The 14,371-nt window shown below is 40.5% G+C and carries 10 protein-coding genes and 2 pseudogenes; 8 read left to right on the top strand and 4 right to left on the bottom strand.

Annotated elements, in window-relative coordinates; all coding sequences use genetic code 11:
- Positions 1–531: 531 nt before the first annotated feature.
- On the top strand, positions 532–1,062 hold the full coding sequence (locus HUN01_RS19010; protein WP_181927501.1) for a hypothetical protein: 531 nt from the start codon (positions 532–534) through the stop codon (positions 1,060–1,062).
- Between the two features lie 31 nt (positions 1,063–1,093).
- Here the strand turns inward: HUN01_RS19010 and HUN01_RS19015 are convergent, their stop codons facing one another.
- Entirely contained in the window at positions 1,094–1,828 is a 735-nt protein-coding gene (locus tag HUN01_RS19015) for a 2-phosphosulfolactate phosphatase (RefSeq protein WP_181927502.1), read from the bottom strand.
- Between the two features lie 201 nt (positions 1,829–2,029).
- Between HUN01_RS19015 and HUN01_RS19020 the strand changes: the two are divergent.
- The 3 genes and pseudogenes from HUN01_RS19020 (at position 2,030) to HUN01_RS19030 (ending at position 4,783) form a co-directional block, all read left to right on the top strand.
- Positions 2,030–3,137, top strand: a pseudogene (locus HUN01_RS19020) (IS630 family transposase).
- Positions 3,138–3,253: 116 nt separating this feature from the next.
- A pseudogene (locus HUN01_RS19025) lies at positions 3,254–3,519 on the top strand (element excision factor XisI family protein).
- 82 nt (positions 3,520–3,601) lie between these two features.
- Positions 3,602–4,783: a class I SAM-dependent methyltransferase gene (locus tag HUN01_RS19030; RefSeq protein WP_181927503.1), complete on the top strand. Its 1,182-nt coding sequence runs from the start codon at positions 3,602–3,604 to the stop codon at positions 4,781–4,783.
- Positions 4,784–5,069: 286 nt separating this feature from the next.
- Here the strand turns inward: HUN01_RS19030 and bioB are convergent, their stop codons facing one another.
- Entirely contained in the window at positions 5,070–6,077 is a 1,008-nt protein-coding gene (bioB, locus tag HUN01_RS19035; RefSeq protein WP_181927504.1) for a biotin synthase BioB, read from the bottom strand.
- A 397-nt stretch (positions 6,078–6,474) separates the two neighbouring features.
- Here bioB and HUN01_RS19040 point away from each other — a divergent pair, with 397 nt between their 5' ends.
- The 3 genes from HUN01_RS19040 (at position 6,475) to HUN01_RS19050 (ending at position 10,504) form a co-directional block, all read left to right on the top strand.
- Positions 6,475–7,050: a GNAT family N-acetyltransferase gene (locus tag HUN01_RS19040; RefSeq protein WP_181927505.1), complete on the top strand. Its 576-nt coding sequence runs from the start codon at positions 6,475–6,477 to the stop codon at positions 7,048–7,050.
- Positions 7,051–7,383: 333 nt separating this feature from the next.
- Positions 7,384–8,841 (top strand): protein adenylyltransferase SelO, encoded by a 1,458-nt coding sequence (locus tag HUN01_RS19045; protein WP_181927506.1) that lies wholly within the window; start codon positions 7,384–7,386, stop codon positions 8,839–8,841.
- Between the two features lie 484 nt (positions 8,842–9,325).
- Positions 9,326–10,504 (top strand): TIR domain-containing protein, encoded by a 1,179-nt coding sequence (locus HUN01_RS19050; RefSeq protein WP_181927507.1) that lies wholly within the window; start codon positions 9,326–9,328, stop codon positions 10,502–10,504.
- Between the two features lie 161 nt (positions 10,505–10,665).
- On the opposite strand, the gene HUN01_RS19055 is transcribed toward HUN01_RS19050, so the two are convergent.
- Entirely contained in the window at positions 10,666–12,390 is a 1,725-nt protein-coding gene (locus tag HUN01_RS19055; protein ID WP_181927508.1) for an ABC transporter ATP-binding protein, read from the bottom strand.
- 157 nt (positions 12,391–12,547) lie between these two features.
- Here HUN01_RS19055 and HUN01_RS19060 point away from each other — a divergent pair, with 157 nt between their 5' ends.
- Positions 12,548–12,883, top strand: coding sequence for a DUF433 domain-containing protein (locus tag HUN01_RS19060; RefSeq protein ID WP_181927509.1), 336 nt, complete (start codon positions 12,548–12,550; stop codon positions 12,881–12,883).
- 477 nt (positions 12,884–13,360) lie between these two features.
- Here HUN01_RS19060 and HUN01_RS19065 read toward each other — a convergent pair whose 3' ends face one another.
- On the bottom strand, positions 13,361–14,359 hold the full coding sequence (locus HUN01_RS19065; protein ID WP_181927510.1) for a PRC-barrel domain-containing protein: 999 nt from the start codon (positions 14,357–14,359) through the stop codon (positions 13,361–13,363).
- Positions 14,360–14,371: the final 12 nt, after the last annotated feature.

Below are 14,371 nucleotides of genomic sequence, written 5' to 3' on the forward strand. Positions count from 1 at the left end.
ATTTGTAAAACTCCCATCATAAGCGTTTATATGTTAAGTCTGGATTGTTTTGAGGCTTGACACATCGGTGTGTCTATGCTTTATGAGCTGAGAGTGTTGCCTACAAAACTGCCAGTAAATTAACCCAATTAGCTTTTAGATTAGAACGTTTTGCGTTCTCAAGGCGGGTTTATTAAGAAGTATGTAGAACCTGTATCTTAAATGCCTCTAGTCTTAAAAGTGCATACCCCAATTTGCCTGAGATTAAGTCTAAGTTTTGTAACTAAGTAGTAGGTTAGGAACTGTTTACTCGATTTCTTTTTTGTTTAAACGCAGATGCGCTTCGCTTTCCCACAGGGTAAGAACACAGAGGATTCACTACGAATTAATGAAATATTGTACTTAGTCACTGGACAGTAGTTATTAGGCGATGTTAAGTTGTTTTTGCTACCTAAAGGCTCATATTCACAACTGACACCGCACTGGAAGTAATTCTTAATTTATGGTGGCTACATCTCCCAATGCTCAATCTTTAAATTCAGGGGAAATACTATGTACAAAAGTTTTAAATTTAACTATCTATTCAATGTTAGCCTAACTGCGATCGCAGTTATTTTGGCTGTCACTCCCGTAAATGCGCTTCCAGCGCAAAATATCAGCACTGTTGTCAAGTGGGCAAAGACCAGACCTTTACTACCAACTCTGAGATATAACAGCGAAGCCCACGGCTACGATGGTACAAAGGGAAATTTATACTTTTATGCTGATGTCACTTCTCAAAATGGGACAGTGAATAAAGAAGGTATAACTGTTAGTGGTGATAAACGCCTCAAATTCACCACAAAAAATGCCAATGCGGTGAAACTGTTACAAAATATTTATAATTCTAATATTGCCAATGACTTCCAGAAGTCTCGGTATGTCAGCAAAGTTGGACGTGACCAGTATTATCGCGGGCAAAAGTTTGCTTACATTGCTGCTGAGGTACAAGGTGGGTCATCATTACAGATAATTCCCTTGAATAAGTTGCAAGAGTTTATAGATAATGCCAAGTATTGCCAAACCAATCAGTGCGACGTTTAATTAATTCGTAATTCGTAATTTTTGAGTTTGATTAAGCCTGTGGCGTGTAATTTACATAAGCATTACCAGTAAGGAAAGGCACGCAATCACTTACGTTGTAAGCTGCGGACAGTTCAACATCGGACTCAAAACCTTTTTCAATCAACTCTTTACCCGAACTGCATTTTTTCAAGTACCCTATTAAATCGTGCTGGAAAGCCTGAAATGTTGTCACAGCAACTTCAGCTTCAGGTGATAGACTGCCATGTAAATAACTGAGAATTGCCCCAGCACCAATTAAATCTTCAAATGCAGGACGTAGGCTACCATCTTCTTTCCACCTTTCACCAGCAGGAATCACAGCGATTTTATCACCATACTTTTGAGCAAACTGGGCTACAGCTTGGCAATTTCGCAAGCAACCAGCCAAAGTTGGTGTATTCCCTGTGTGTAAAGTCAGAAAAGAACCATTAGGTGACGGTAAAACTAGTCTAGTTCCAGCAGGAATCTGAGCTACCGATTTTGGCGAGAGAGAATATCCAGTTGTAGTCCAACGTTGTCTATGACTTGCTAACTCTGCTTGTACTGACTTGGTATAATCTATGGCTGATTCATCTCTGATTGCGTAGGGAAAAATTATCGCGCCGTTGTTAGTGGCAATTTCTACGCAGGTAGAAAAAGAGAGAACGTCAACTATCACAACTACATCACTGATGGGAGCGAGTTGAGCAACTCCTTGTGTGCCCCATTCACAGCGTAAATTAAACTCTGATTGGTTGTAAATCATTGGAGCGATCGCTTGCTATACAAAAGTTCTAGAATTCATCAATTGCAAATGTTTTCGGATAGTGACAGAAGAGGGATATTTTTCTACCTGAAGTGTTCCGCATTCGCTAAACTCAGAATTGCTGCAATTTAAACTTTTAAGCTGTTACGCAGCTAGATTGTATAATATTAGATTAAGTAATTAATTTAGTATCAGCCATCTATGCCAGCAAAAAATCATCTTTCCCAAGAGCAGAAGGAAAGGCTACTAAAAACGCTAAAAGAGCATGAAAATCCCTACGTAAGAGAAAAGATTCTGATTTTATTATTAATGAATGATGGAAAAACTTATCAAGAGATTAGTAAGTTTTTAGATATTGCATATCCAACAGTAGCATATTGGGCAGTTCACGGCGATCCAGATAACCTAGAAAGTTTTTTAGATGGAAGAAGAGAAGGGAACTTCCGCAAAGTTACCAAAGAATATGAGGATTTATTATTAGAAATAATTGAAAAAGAGCCACTAGAGTATGGGTATGAATTTGGTCGTTGGACAGCAGCAAGACTAGCTACATACCTCGAAAAGATAACAGGAATTAAGTTAAGTGGTTCACAAGTTGGGAGAATATTAGAGCGAAAAAAAGTACGTTTACCTTTGGGCAAAATACAGCCTAGAGGACAAACAGAATCCTGAAATGCGTAAGGCATTTAAAGAAAAATTGTCAGAATACTTAAGAATAACAAAGGAAGCCCCAGAGCGTTTACAGGTATGGTTTTGGGATGAGAGTGGATTTAGTTTAAGAGTGATAAGAAGAAAAAACTGGGGTAAGAAAGGTACAAGGAAACAAATCACAGGTCAAAGAAGAAGAGGAAGAGTAAATATTATGGGAGGGTTACGTTATCACGACAAGAAGAGAATGAATTTTGTGATTAAAAAAGGAAATGCCGATGTATTTTATGAGCAGCTTCAATCTTTGAATAATTTTCTATTGCAAGAATGGATAGAGCAAGGAAATAGAATTGAGACTTTCAATAAATGTTCTGCGAAAATAGTGATTATCTTAGATAATGCCAGCTTCCATAAAAGAAAAGATATTTTAGTTCGTATCAAGGCAGAAATGCCAAATATTATCCTGGAATTTCTACCACCTTATAGTCCAGATTATAATTTGATTGAATTGGTTTGGCATTCAGCAAAAGAATATATAGCTCATAGATTGTTCGAGTCAGTATCACAGCTAGAAGAGTTGTTAAATAAATTGTTAAATGAAGGAGGTCTTATTATTAAATGGGAACGCAAAATTAAAAATAAAGGTAATGCTGTTTATTAAATTTAGCTGCGTAACAGCTTAATATTTAATTCCTTAAGTCAGGACATTGTTTTATGGAAGGAATAAATTACTCTCAAATTATTCAAGATATTTTAAGCAACCATTCCGCTAATGACGTGGCTAATGGTACGGAGGTTCAATTGTTATTTGACGCAGAACACCATCATTATCAAGTCTTAAATATTGGCTGGAAAGAACAACGGAGAATTTATGGAGTGATAATTCATGTTGATATCAAAGACCAAAAAAATTGGATACAAAGAGATGTACAGAAATCGGCATCGCTAATGAATTAATTGCTGCTGGTGTACCTAAAGAAGATATTATATTAGGATTTCACGCTCCTTATAAACGCGAATTTACTGACTTTGCTGTTGGATAATTAGCCGGAAATAAGCAATAGTAATCTTTGCTCTAATCAGCCACTATCCGCTAAACTCAGAAATGCTGCGTTATTCCTCATCATGTCCGATTCCCAAACTGTTAGTGCTGCTGTTGCCAAACTCTACAATACCTATCCCTTTCCGCCGGAAGCCCTGTTGGATGAACCACCTCCAGGTTACAACTGGCGCTGGAATTGGCTAGCTGCTCATAACTTCTGCACCGGTCAAAAACCCCAAAGGCAAGATATTCGGATTTTAGATGCAGGTTGCGGTACTGGTGTGGGTACAGAGTACCTGGTTCACCTCAATCCTCAAGCTTCTGTTGTAGGAATTGACCTCAGTACAGGCGCTTTAGCTGTAGCCAAAGAACGTTGTCAGCGTTCAGGCGCTAACCGCGTTGAATTTCATCACCTCAGTTTGTTTGATGTGGAACAACTGCCTGGTGAGTTTGATTTAATTAACTGTGTTGGCGTTTTGCATCATACTCCCGATCCCATTCGCGGGATTCAAGCTTTGGCGAAGAAGTTAGCCCCAGGCGGCTTAATGCACATTTTTGTGTACGGGGAGTTGGGACGCTGGGAAATTCAACTCATGCAAAAAGCGATCGCACTTATTCAAGGTGACAAAAAAGGCGACTACCGCGATGGTGTCCAAGTCGGGCGACAAATATTCGCTTCTTTACCAGAAAATAACCGAATTGTCAAATACGATAAACAACGTTGGTCACTAGAAAACAATAAGGATGAATACTTTGCTGATATGTACGTTCATCCTCAAGAAATTGACTACAACATTGAGACGCTATTTGAATTAATTGATGCTTCAGGATTGGAATTTATTGGTTTCTCGAATCCGAGTTTCTGGGATTTAGAGAGACTTTTGGGTAAAGCACCAGAGTTAGTAGAACGGGCAAAAGAATTGAGCGATCGCCAGCTTTACCGCCTGATAGAATTATTAGACCCAGAAGTAACTCATTACGAGTTTTTCCTCGGTCGTCCTCCCTTAATCAAAGCTGACTGGTCAGCGGATAACGCCCTACTGGCAGCGATTCCCGAACTGAATCCTTGTATTGAGGGATTTCCCAGTCAATGTTTCTTTAATTACGATTACCAAATTGTAAATTTATCTGTAGCAGAGTTTGAGTTTATGCAAAGATGTGATGCTAATGCCACAGTTGCAGAGATATTGACAAATGTAGAACTGGGATTAGATGAGGTAAGAAGCCTTTTGCAACAGCAGTTGATTTTATTGACACCTGCTTAGGGAATTCAAGTAAAAAATATCTAATTATTTATTGTGGGATAGCCGAAAGCCACTGGTGTCAACTTAAGCCAAAAATAGCGTACTGATTGGGTGTTGTTCACCCGCCAGGGATTGTAAATCCCTGACTAATTGCTCAAGTCTACTGAAGTAGACTGAAAATTTTTGCGCTATGAAGTCCTCTTCAGAGGACTTTAGCTATGAGACAGGGATTTACAATCCCTGGCGGACGTGCAGTTTCGCGTTAAGTTGACACCAATGCCGAAAGGCCAATCCCACAATCAGATATTTACCCTACAACGGCCGAACTTGCTACTTTCTCCTGTCTTTGGGAAGGTGGACGCATTCCCAAACCAAGTAAATTCAGCATTTCTCGGTCAGTATCGTAATCTGGACAGGGAGTTGTTACCGTCAACATCTTATTGTCGTCGCTGGAAAAGATAGAATTAGCTCCTGCCATAAAGCAGAAAGCTTGCTCAACTTGAGAAAGTCTCGCTCTACCGGCACTAAGACGCACATCGGAAGCTGGCATTAAAATTCTGGCTGTGGCAATCATCCGCACAATATCCCAAATGGGGACATCAGGCTGATTTTCTAAGGGTGTGCCTGGTACTTGTGAAAGAATATTAATTGGCACGGACTCTGGATGTGGATGTAAGTTTGCCAGAGTTTGTAACATTCCAACACGGTCATCTACAGTTTCGCCCAAACCCAGGATACCGCCGGAACAGACAGTGACATTTGTCTGACGGACATTTTCAATCGTGTTCAAGCGATCGCTATATGTCCTTGTGGTAATAATTGTGCTGTAATATTCCTGCGAGGTATCTAAGTTATGGTTATAAGCGTAAAGTCCCGCTTCTTCCAATTTTCTGGCTTGATTTGCCGTTAACATACCCAGAGTGCAGCACACTTCTAAACCCATTGCGGTTACATCCTTGACCATATCCAGGACTTCCTCAAATTGTGAGTTATCCCGCACTTCTCGCCAAGCAGCACCCATGCAGATGCGACTAACACCAGTTTCTTTAGCTTTCTGGGCGATGTTAACCACCGTTTCCTTTTCGAGGAGTGCTTGCGCCTTTACCTCTGTTTTATAGCGGGAAGATTGGGCACAGTAGCTACAATCTTCTGGACAACCTCCCGTTTTTATCGATATGAGCTTACAAACTTGTATTTTTGTTGGGTCATGATATTGGCGATGCACGCTAGCAGCTTGATAAACAAGCTCTAGCAATGGCGTGTTGTATATCGCCCGAATCTCTAATTCCTGCCAATCGTAGCGTATTCCCACCACATCACTATCCTTCTTGTAAACTGGGTTGAATCTTGAGCTGTCTTTTGCTTGAATTTCCTGCGGTACAGCGTTTGGGCAAAGCGATTTTATCGAAGTTATGCCCCGGACTGTGCTTTGTCACCCATTGGCTCTCAATCCTTCCGCTCTAGATATTAGACATCAGCTTATCAAGATTTTGGTTGAATGGCAGATTAAGAGCAAAAATACTCACTCTATTCTGTTGTAAAGGGCATTGGGTAAAAATGGAAAAACTATCACCCTTGCATAAGTGCGACCCTTGCGTAAGTGCTGATAATAAGACAGCTAATCTAACTGCTGCTACTCAACCACAGGTTATGAGAGAATTTATAAAATTTAGAGAATGCTCTTGGAAGAGATCCCGCTGATTAAGTAATTTATGATATCAGAACTGCCAATAATTACAAGCGATCGCCTATTATTACGAGCAGCGATCCATGAAGATGTACCCCAAATTCTCAAATACTTTATTGAGAATAAAAGTTATCTCACTCCATTCTACCCTCTGTGGGCGGATGGTTTTTTCACTGAGGAATATTGGCAGTATCAGATAGAGAATAGTTTTCTGGAATTTATCAATGGGCAATCGTTAAAACTATTTGTTTTTACCAAAAAAAATCCCACAGTAATTATTGGAACGATCAATTTTAGTAATTTTGTCCGAGGAGCCGCTCATTTTTGCTATGTGGGATATAGCCTTGCTGAAAGGAAACAAGGTAAAGGATATATGACAGAAGGGCTAAAAGCCGCGACTCAACATGTATTCCAAGAGTTAAATTTTCACCGCATTATGGCTAATTATATGCCTCACAATCGGCGTAGTGGTAGTGTACTCAAAAGACTCGGTTTTGTCATTGAAGGATATGCTAGAGACTATCTATTAATTAATGGGCAATGGGAAGATCATATTCTGACAAGTCTCATCAATCCTAATTGGCAAGCACCTAAATTTTAAAATAATTCGTAATTTAATTGTTAGGGTTATCAATTCATAAAGTAAACCTTAAATTTCCAGGTTCGTTAAAGCAGCGCACAACGCACTTGGAAATATGGTGCGTTACAGCTAAATTAGATTTTCTCAAACCCTCAAATTCTTACACAGCCTTAACATACCCTAATTAATATTTACTTTATAAACAGGCTATAATCCTAGATAACAATATCATTATGTGCTCTAGATTTTGATGGTGGCGCTACCATATTTTAGATATGGGTTGGTTTTTGCATCTATGCTGATGCTGAAGCCAGAGGTAGTATTAAGGGAAGAATGAATTAAGCTTTGCTCGTAATGACTCTGGCTGAAACTCCAAACTACAAGAATTCTAGCAATCCTTTTCTCACCCTCAACTACGAAAGCGCCTTAGAATCTCTAGGCGATGACTACTATGATGAGGTTGCAGCAGCAGAATTTCCCCAACACCTCCTGCGTTGGCGTAACGATGAACTATTACCCCGTTTCGGTCTAGACCCCCAAGTAGTCAAAGACGAAGATTTCATCACAGCCTTTGGCCGATTTCAGGGGCGCAAACCCTTATTGGCATTGCGTTACCACGGCTATCAATTTGGTGAATATAACGGACAGTTGGGCGATGGTAGGGGCTTTCTCTACGGGCAAGTACGCGCCAATGATGGCGAATTATACGATTTTGGCACAAAAGGTTCCGGAAGAACGCCCTACTCTCGTGGTGGCGATGGTTTGCTCACGCTCAAAGGTGGGATACGGGAAGTTCTGGCTGCGGAAGCACTGCACCACTTAGGTGTACGTACCTCGCGCTGTCTGACCATGATTGAAACAGGTTTACCCCTCTGGCGGGGCGATGAACCTTCGCCGACTCGTTCATCTGTGATGGTGAGGATGAGCAGTTCTCATATTCGGTTTGGCACTTTTGAGCGACTGCACTATTTCCAGCGTCCAGATTTAACTAAGAAGCTGTTAGACCACGTAATTGAGCAGTATTATCAACACTTAACTGGTGAAGAAGATAAATATGCCTTGTTTTACGCCGAATTAGTTAAACGGGTTGCAGAACTAGTAGCCCAATGGATGGCAGCTGGATTTTGTCATGCAGTTCTCAATACTGACAATATGTCGATTACTGGAGAGAGTTTTGATTATGGCCCTTACGCGTTTATCCCGACTTACAACCCATCCTTTATAGCTGCATATTTTGACTATTATGGACGCTACTGTTACGGTAATCAACCAAGCATTTGTAAGTTGAATTTACAAATGCTCCAGGAACCTTTAAAGGCGATTATCGATCAAGGCGAAATGGACGCTGGATTAGCTAGATTTGATGAGTATTATCAAGCTGAATACAGTTCTTTGATTTTGAAAAAGTTGGGTTTTGTGGAATTGCCAGATGCACAAGCTCAAGAACTATTGAATCTAACGATTGAATTTTTGAAAGAGAGCCAAGTTGGTTATCACCAATTTTTTTATGAGATGGCTCGTACTTTTTCATCGAAATGGCGAGATGAACCAGGTTTCGTGATGAATAGTTCAGATATTGTACCAGTACCGGGTGCGTCAGGAATTTTTGATGATTGGTGCATACTATACCATAAAATTTTGAATGATTTTGATAGCGATTGCACCGATATAATTGCCCAAACTCTAACTGTTCATAATCCGAAAACGGCATTATTAAGACCGATGATTGAGTCTACTTGGGAAGCAATTGCTCAGGAAGATAATTGGCAACCTTTTTATGATTTATTGCAGCAAATCAAATCTAAAAATTAGTCAATTATAGCTATTTTATTCTTAATCTCTACAGAGTTATTGAGATTAAATTTTCTGTAATTGACACGACCAATAATCTAAGAAGAGACGTTGCATTGCAACGTCTCTACAAACGACTATAAACTAATACGCTTGGGTTAAGCGCTACTTATACAAAATAGTGGGTTTTTGAGACGCGATAAATCGCCGTCTCTACAAGTGTTTTGGTCTTATCTGAACTGTATTGAACTATAAAAATCCCGATTTAATTGGGAGAAAATACGTAGGTTTTTTGTTAAATCTAAAAGTAAAATTTTATTCAGCTTTGGCGATTAGAAATCATCTCTACACAGACTAAATCGAAAGTTCTGATGTTTGTAAACCTGACTTCAAAATTATCTTTGTCTAGGTTGGTTATTTTTAAGTCTGCGTAAGTAGAGTTGGTTTGTGTAGTAGAAAATTTTATTTGCCCAATCTTTTTCAAACTTCTATAGCATCTAAAAAAATGAATCAGATATACATATCGTATGCATGGAAAGATAACCAGAGTGAATTAGGCAGACAACGCGAAGAATTGGTTGATAAAATTTGTGCAGCACTTGTTTCTGAACGTTATAACTTAATTCGCGATCGCAACTATTTAACGCTAGGTAAAAGTATACAGAACTTCATGCAGGAAATCGGGCGTGGTAACTATGTAATTCTTGTAGTCAGCGACAAATATTTGCGATCGGAATACTGTATGTTTGAAGCTGTTGAAATCATGAAACACAAGGATTATGAGCAAAAAGTTTTTCCAGTTGTTTTACAGGATGCCAATATATATACCAAAGAAGGCAAGATAGAGTACATAAAATACTGGAAGCAACAGAGAGAAAAAATAGAAGAAATCATTGATTCCAAACTATTTTCCCATGAATATTCAGCAATGCATAACGTTGCAGCAAAAATTATAGAAATTTCAGAAAAAATTGATGAGTTTATGTTTTTCATCTCAGATAAATTAAGCGTAAATCCAACTAATAACTTTAATGCATTTATCAATCAGCTTAATGATGCTATTAGAAATGATGCTGTTCAACTCAGAAGTAAAAAAAACATTTTAGTTGCAGGAACAGGAAACTTTAATATTCCTGAAGAAGTGAATTGGTGTACTCAAAAGCTTGGTGAAAAAATAGCAGAATATAACTACAACCTAATCACAGGTGGATGGGAGGGAGTAGATTATGTTGTAGCGGATAAGTTTGCTGAAAAAATAGCACAAAAAAATATTCGCTTAACCGATAAGTTAACCCACTTTGTTCCACAAGGAAAACAACCTGTATTTAAGGGTGGAAAAGTCGAATACACAGAGTCAGGTATTAATGAATGGCTCAATTGTCTGCGACATTCAGATTTGGTTATTCTTGTGGGGGGTGTCGGCGGAACTTATGAGACTTATCTGTATGCTAAACAAGAAAAAATTCCGGTGATTCCTATTGTATGCACTAATGGCGATGCCAAAAAAGTGTTCGACGAAATGCTGGCAAATTGGGATAGTAAATTAATGGGAAATATCTCACCGGAAAAATTCAAGTCACTGAATCAATATATCAATGACCCATCAACAGCAGAAGATGTAATAAATGATGTGATGGATATTGTTAACGAAATTATTTTTGCAAAAACCATGTTAAATCTGTAAAGGGTCAGAATTCAGGAGTCAGGAGTCAGAATCCAGAATGAATTTTTTTAACGAGCCGCACAGACGCAAGCAAAGCGGCTATTCTACGAGTTTTCCGTTCGCGCTAGCGTCTCCCCTTGGGAGAAAGAGTACCCACAAAGGGTAGCTTTTCCTCCCCACTTCTAACTAAACTGTTGGGCATAAAACCGCGCATAGCGATGTTCTAAAGCTAATAATTCTTCATGGGTTCCCGATTCGACGATTTGTCCCTGTTCGAGAACTAAAATGCGATCGCACCTTCTAACTGTCGATAAACGGTGAGCAATAATAAACACCGTCCGTTTTTCCATCAATCTTTCCAGTGCTTCCTGTACCAGTGCTTCTGACTCGGAATCTAATGCTGATGTCGCCTCATCAAGAATCAATATTTGGGGATTGAGGAGAACAGCACGAGCGATCGCAATTCTTTGTCTTTGTCCACCAGATAAGTTTACCCCACGTTCACCCACCCAAGTCTTATAACCCTCTGGCAGTTGGCTAATAAACTGATGAGCATTAGCAATTTTTGCCGCCTCTTTAACTGCTTTGATGTCAAAAATATATTGTCCAAAGGCGATATTTTGAGCAATCGTCCCCGAAAACATGATGGTTTCTTGAGGAACAATCCCAATTTGTCGCCGCAGACTATGCAGTTTCACATCCCGAATATCAACATCGTCAATTAAAATTTGACCAACTTCAGGATCGTAAAAACGGGGGAGAAGATTCACAAAAGTGGTTTTACCAGCACCAGAAGCACCCACAAGTGCGATCGCTTCACCTGGCGATACCAATAAGCTGATATCTTTTAATACGGGTTCACCTGGTTTATAGGCGAAGGAAATATGACGATATTCTACTTTGCCATTGACTGGGGGGAGAGCGATCGCATTTATCTTTTCGATCACCGTCGGCTGAATTGCCATCAATTCAAAAACGCGGTCAACAGATGCTTCACCCTGCTTAAATTCGTTGTAGTTATTAGTAGTGTGACCAATGGGATCAATTAACAGCGCCGCCGCCGCCAGATAGCTGAAAAAATTCGCCACTGTCAAGTTGTTTTGGGAAATTTGCCACGCTCCCACAATCAGTAACGATAACGCACTTAAGGCTTCCAGAAATCCGATGATCGGAATCTGAATTGCTTTGAGGCGTTCGGCTGAGTATTTTGCTTTCAGGCTGCGTTCTGCTTCATAGCCAAAGCGGGCGATTTCGTAATTTTCGGCAGCAAAAGCTTGTACCAAACGAATACCGTTGAAGACTTCCGCCAGGATGGCTGATAAACCCGACACGCGATTTTGACTTTTTAAGGAATACTTGCCCAACCGTTCACCAAACCAGCCGATTAAAATACCCATCAGCGGGGCAATTATGACTGTTGCGAGTGTCAGTTGCCAATTTAGGTAAACCATGTAAATTGGAATTGCTACCAACTGCAAAATGCAGGGGATAAAGTCGTGAAATACTTTATTTACCACTTCGCCAACGCGGTCAACATCTTCTGTGAGGCGGTAAGATAAATCACCTGCTTTTGCTGTTTCAAAATAGCTGAGATTTAACTTTTGAAGATGGGCGTAGACTTGCTGGCGGAGATGAAAAGCCACTCGCAAAGAAGCTTTCGCCATGTACATATCTTGTATAGACTGAAATAAGCCTCTGACAAGAAAGACTAAGGCACAGCTGCCAGTTATTTGAGCGATCGCTACTACATTACCTTGTGCAAAGGGAGTTGCCAATTTCCCGGCAAGATTGATCAACACTAATGTCGCCAGTACGTATCCCAAGATACCAACAAGTCCCTTGGCGATAGTTTGCCACTGGAGTTGGATATAAGGCAGTAGTTGCAAATAATTAGAACGGGTTTTCAAACTCGAAAGTCCACAACAATATTTTCCTTTGTTTGACGCTAGCAGTTTTTGGTGAGTTTCTGAACACTTAACTAATTACTGTTTTAGGGTTGATCATAGAGTTTCCCGGTGTTCTTCTATGATTGAAGTGGAATGTTCATTCGAGCAATCTTGCTTTATGAAACTGGAAGAGTATTTCAACGCCCTTGCACCAGATGACATCCGACTCAAAGGAACCCGCATTGGGATTGAGAGCATTCTTTACGAGTATATCTATCACTGCAAAACACCAGAAGAAATTGCTGAACAATTTCATACGGTGACGTTGGAACAGGTTTACGCCACGATTTTGTATTACTTGCATCATCGTTCAGAGGTTGATGCGTATCTGGTAGATTGGTTGGAATTTTCCCGAACCATACGCGAAGAGCAACAGCAAAATCCGTCTCCTGCCAGGATGAGGTTTCGGCGGATGCAGGAAGAAAATGCTCTAAAGCAGTTACAGGAAAGCTAATGGCAATTCGGTATCTGTTGGATGAACATCTGAATCCTACATATCGTTCTCAACTTGTGCATAGATTAAGACAAGAGACGCGATGAATCGCCGTCTCTACAAAGGACTGATTATTGTAGAGACGGCGATTTATCGCGTCTTTGTGATCTAGAATTTTCATCAAAAAACCTTAACCGAACTCAATACTTGTCGGGTTTTGGGGAAAAGGGGAAGGTGGGGCCCCCTCTGGGGATAAGGGGCGGGGGAAAGGGGAAAGAAAAAACCTTTAACCTTTACCCTTTAACCTTTTCCCCAAACCCAATTCCGAGTTAAAAATCCTTAACCGAGCAGTATTGTAACCGAACTAACGTATTGCTTTCACCCCTCACTTATCCTAAAAAATTAGCCCCCTCCTTACTTGCAAGGAGAGGGCTAAATTTATCTGAAAAATAATTCGTAATTTTCCGGTTGAATTACGAACTACGAATTACGAATTACTTAATATCCGCCTTCTTCTTCGTATTCCGGCTGTCTTTCCTTGATTTTTTTGGGAATATTCACAGGCTTCGGCTCATCTTCCCAAGCATCGCCCTCTACGTCGTCATAATCATCGTATTCATCAACATAAGGCTTGCTGTAAGGCTTGGCTTCATACTTTAGCGGCTGCTGCGGTTGTTGATATCTGTCGTTGCCTGTTGCCTCGCTCCAGTTATCTTCTTCCTCATCTTCTTCGTATTGAATAGATTCATACTGCCGCGCCTTCATTACCTGACGCTGTGGCCTTTCTTCTTCCACATAGTCTTCATTCCATTCTTCTTCCCGCGCTACGGGTTCGGGGGCGCGAACTTTTTGCCTGGGTGGCTGCAATGGGACTCCGCTAGGTAGTTGATTGGCTGGTGCAACTTGGCGCGGTGGAGTATAGCCGTATTCTTCTTGTTCATCGCGCTCCCAGGGTGCTTTTCCGATACCCAGGCGCTCTAGTAAACCAACTGTCAACTGGTCTACCCGTTCTTCGGCTCCCTCAAACACAATCAACCGATTGGGGCCAGTGCTGACAATTTCATCTACTGAGAACTCATAAGTACTCACAAATTGATCGGGAATTTGGGGCAATCCTAAAGAAGCAATAACTATGGAGTTAAGCTTCCCGGTTTCGCCGTCGAACTTGAAGCCCCGAACTTTGCCTAGTACTTCACCTGTTTCTGTAATTACTTCCCAGTTAATCAGATTACTGAGAGATTCAACTTCGATATCTTCAATTACATCTTCGTTATCAACTAGGATGACATCACCAATCTGGCTGATGTTGTTGAGGTACATGTAGCGCGGTATGCCCGAAATAGAGATCAGGCTGTCTCGCAAACCAAGAGCCACAACCTCTCGCTGATCAATATCAACCCAGACTTGACTGATGATGCCTAACCGCTTGCCGTTGTCGCGGGTAATCACCTGGGTATTTAATATGTCGGAACGCCTAATTATCTGTTCGGAGGTCATTCTATACCGAGT

The organism is Nostoc edaphicum CCNP1411, from assembly GCF_014023275.1.
In the GTDB taxonomy this organism is placed as follows: Bacteria; Cyanobacteriota; Cyanobacteriia; order Cyanobacteriales; family Nostocaceae; genus Nostoc; species Nostoc edaphicum_A.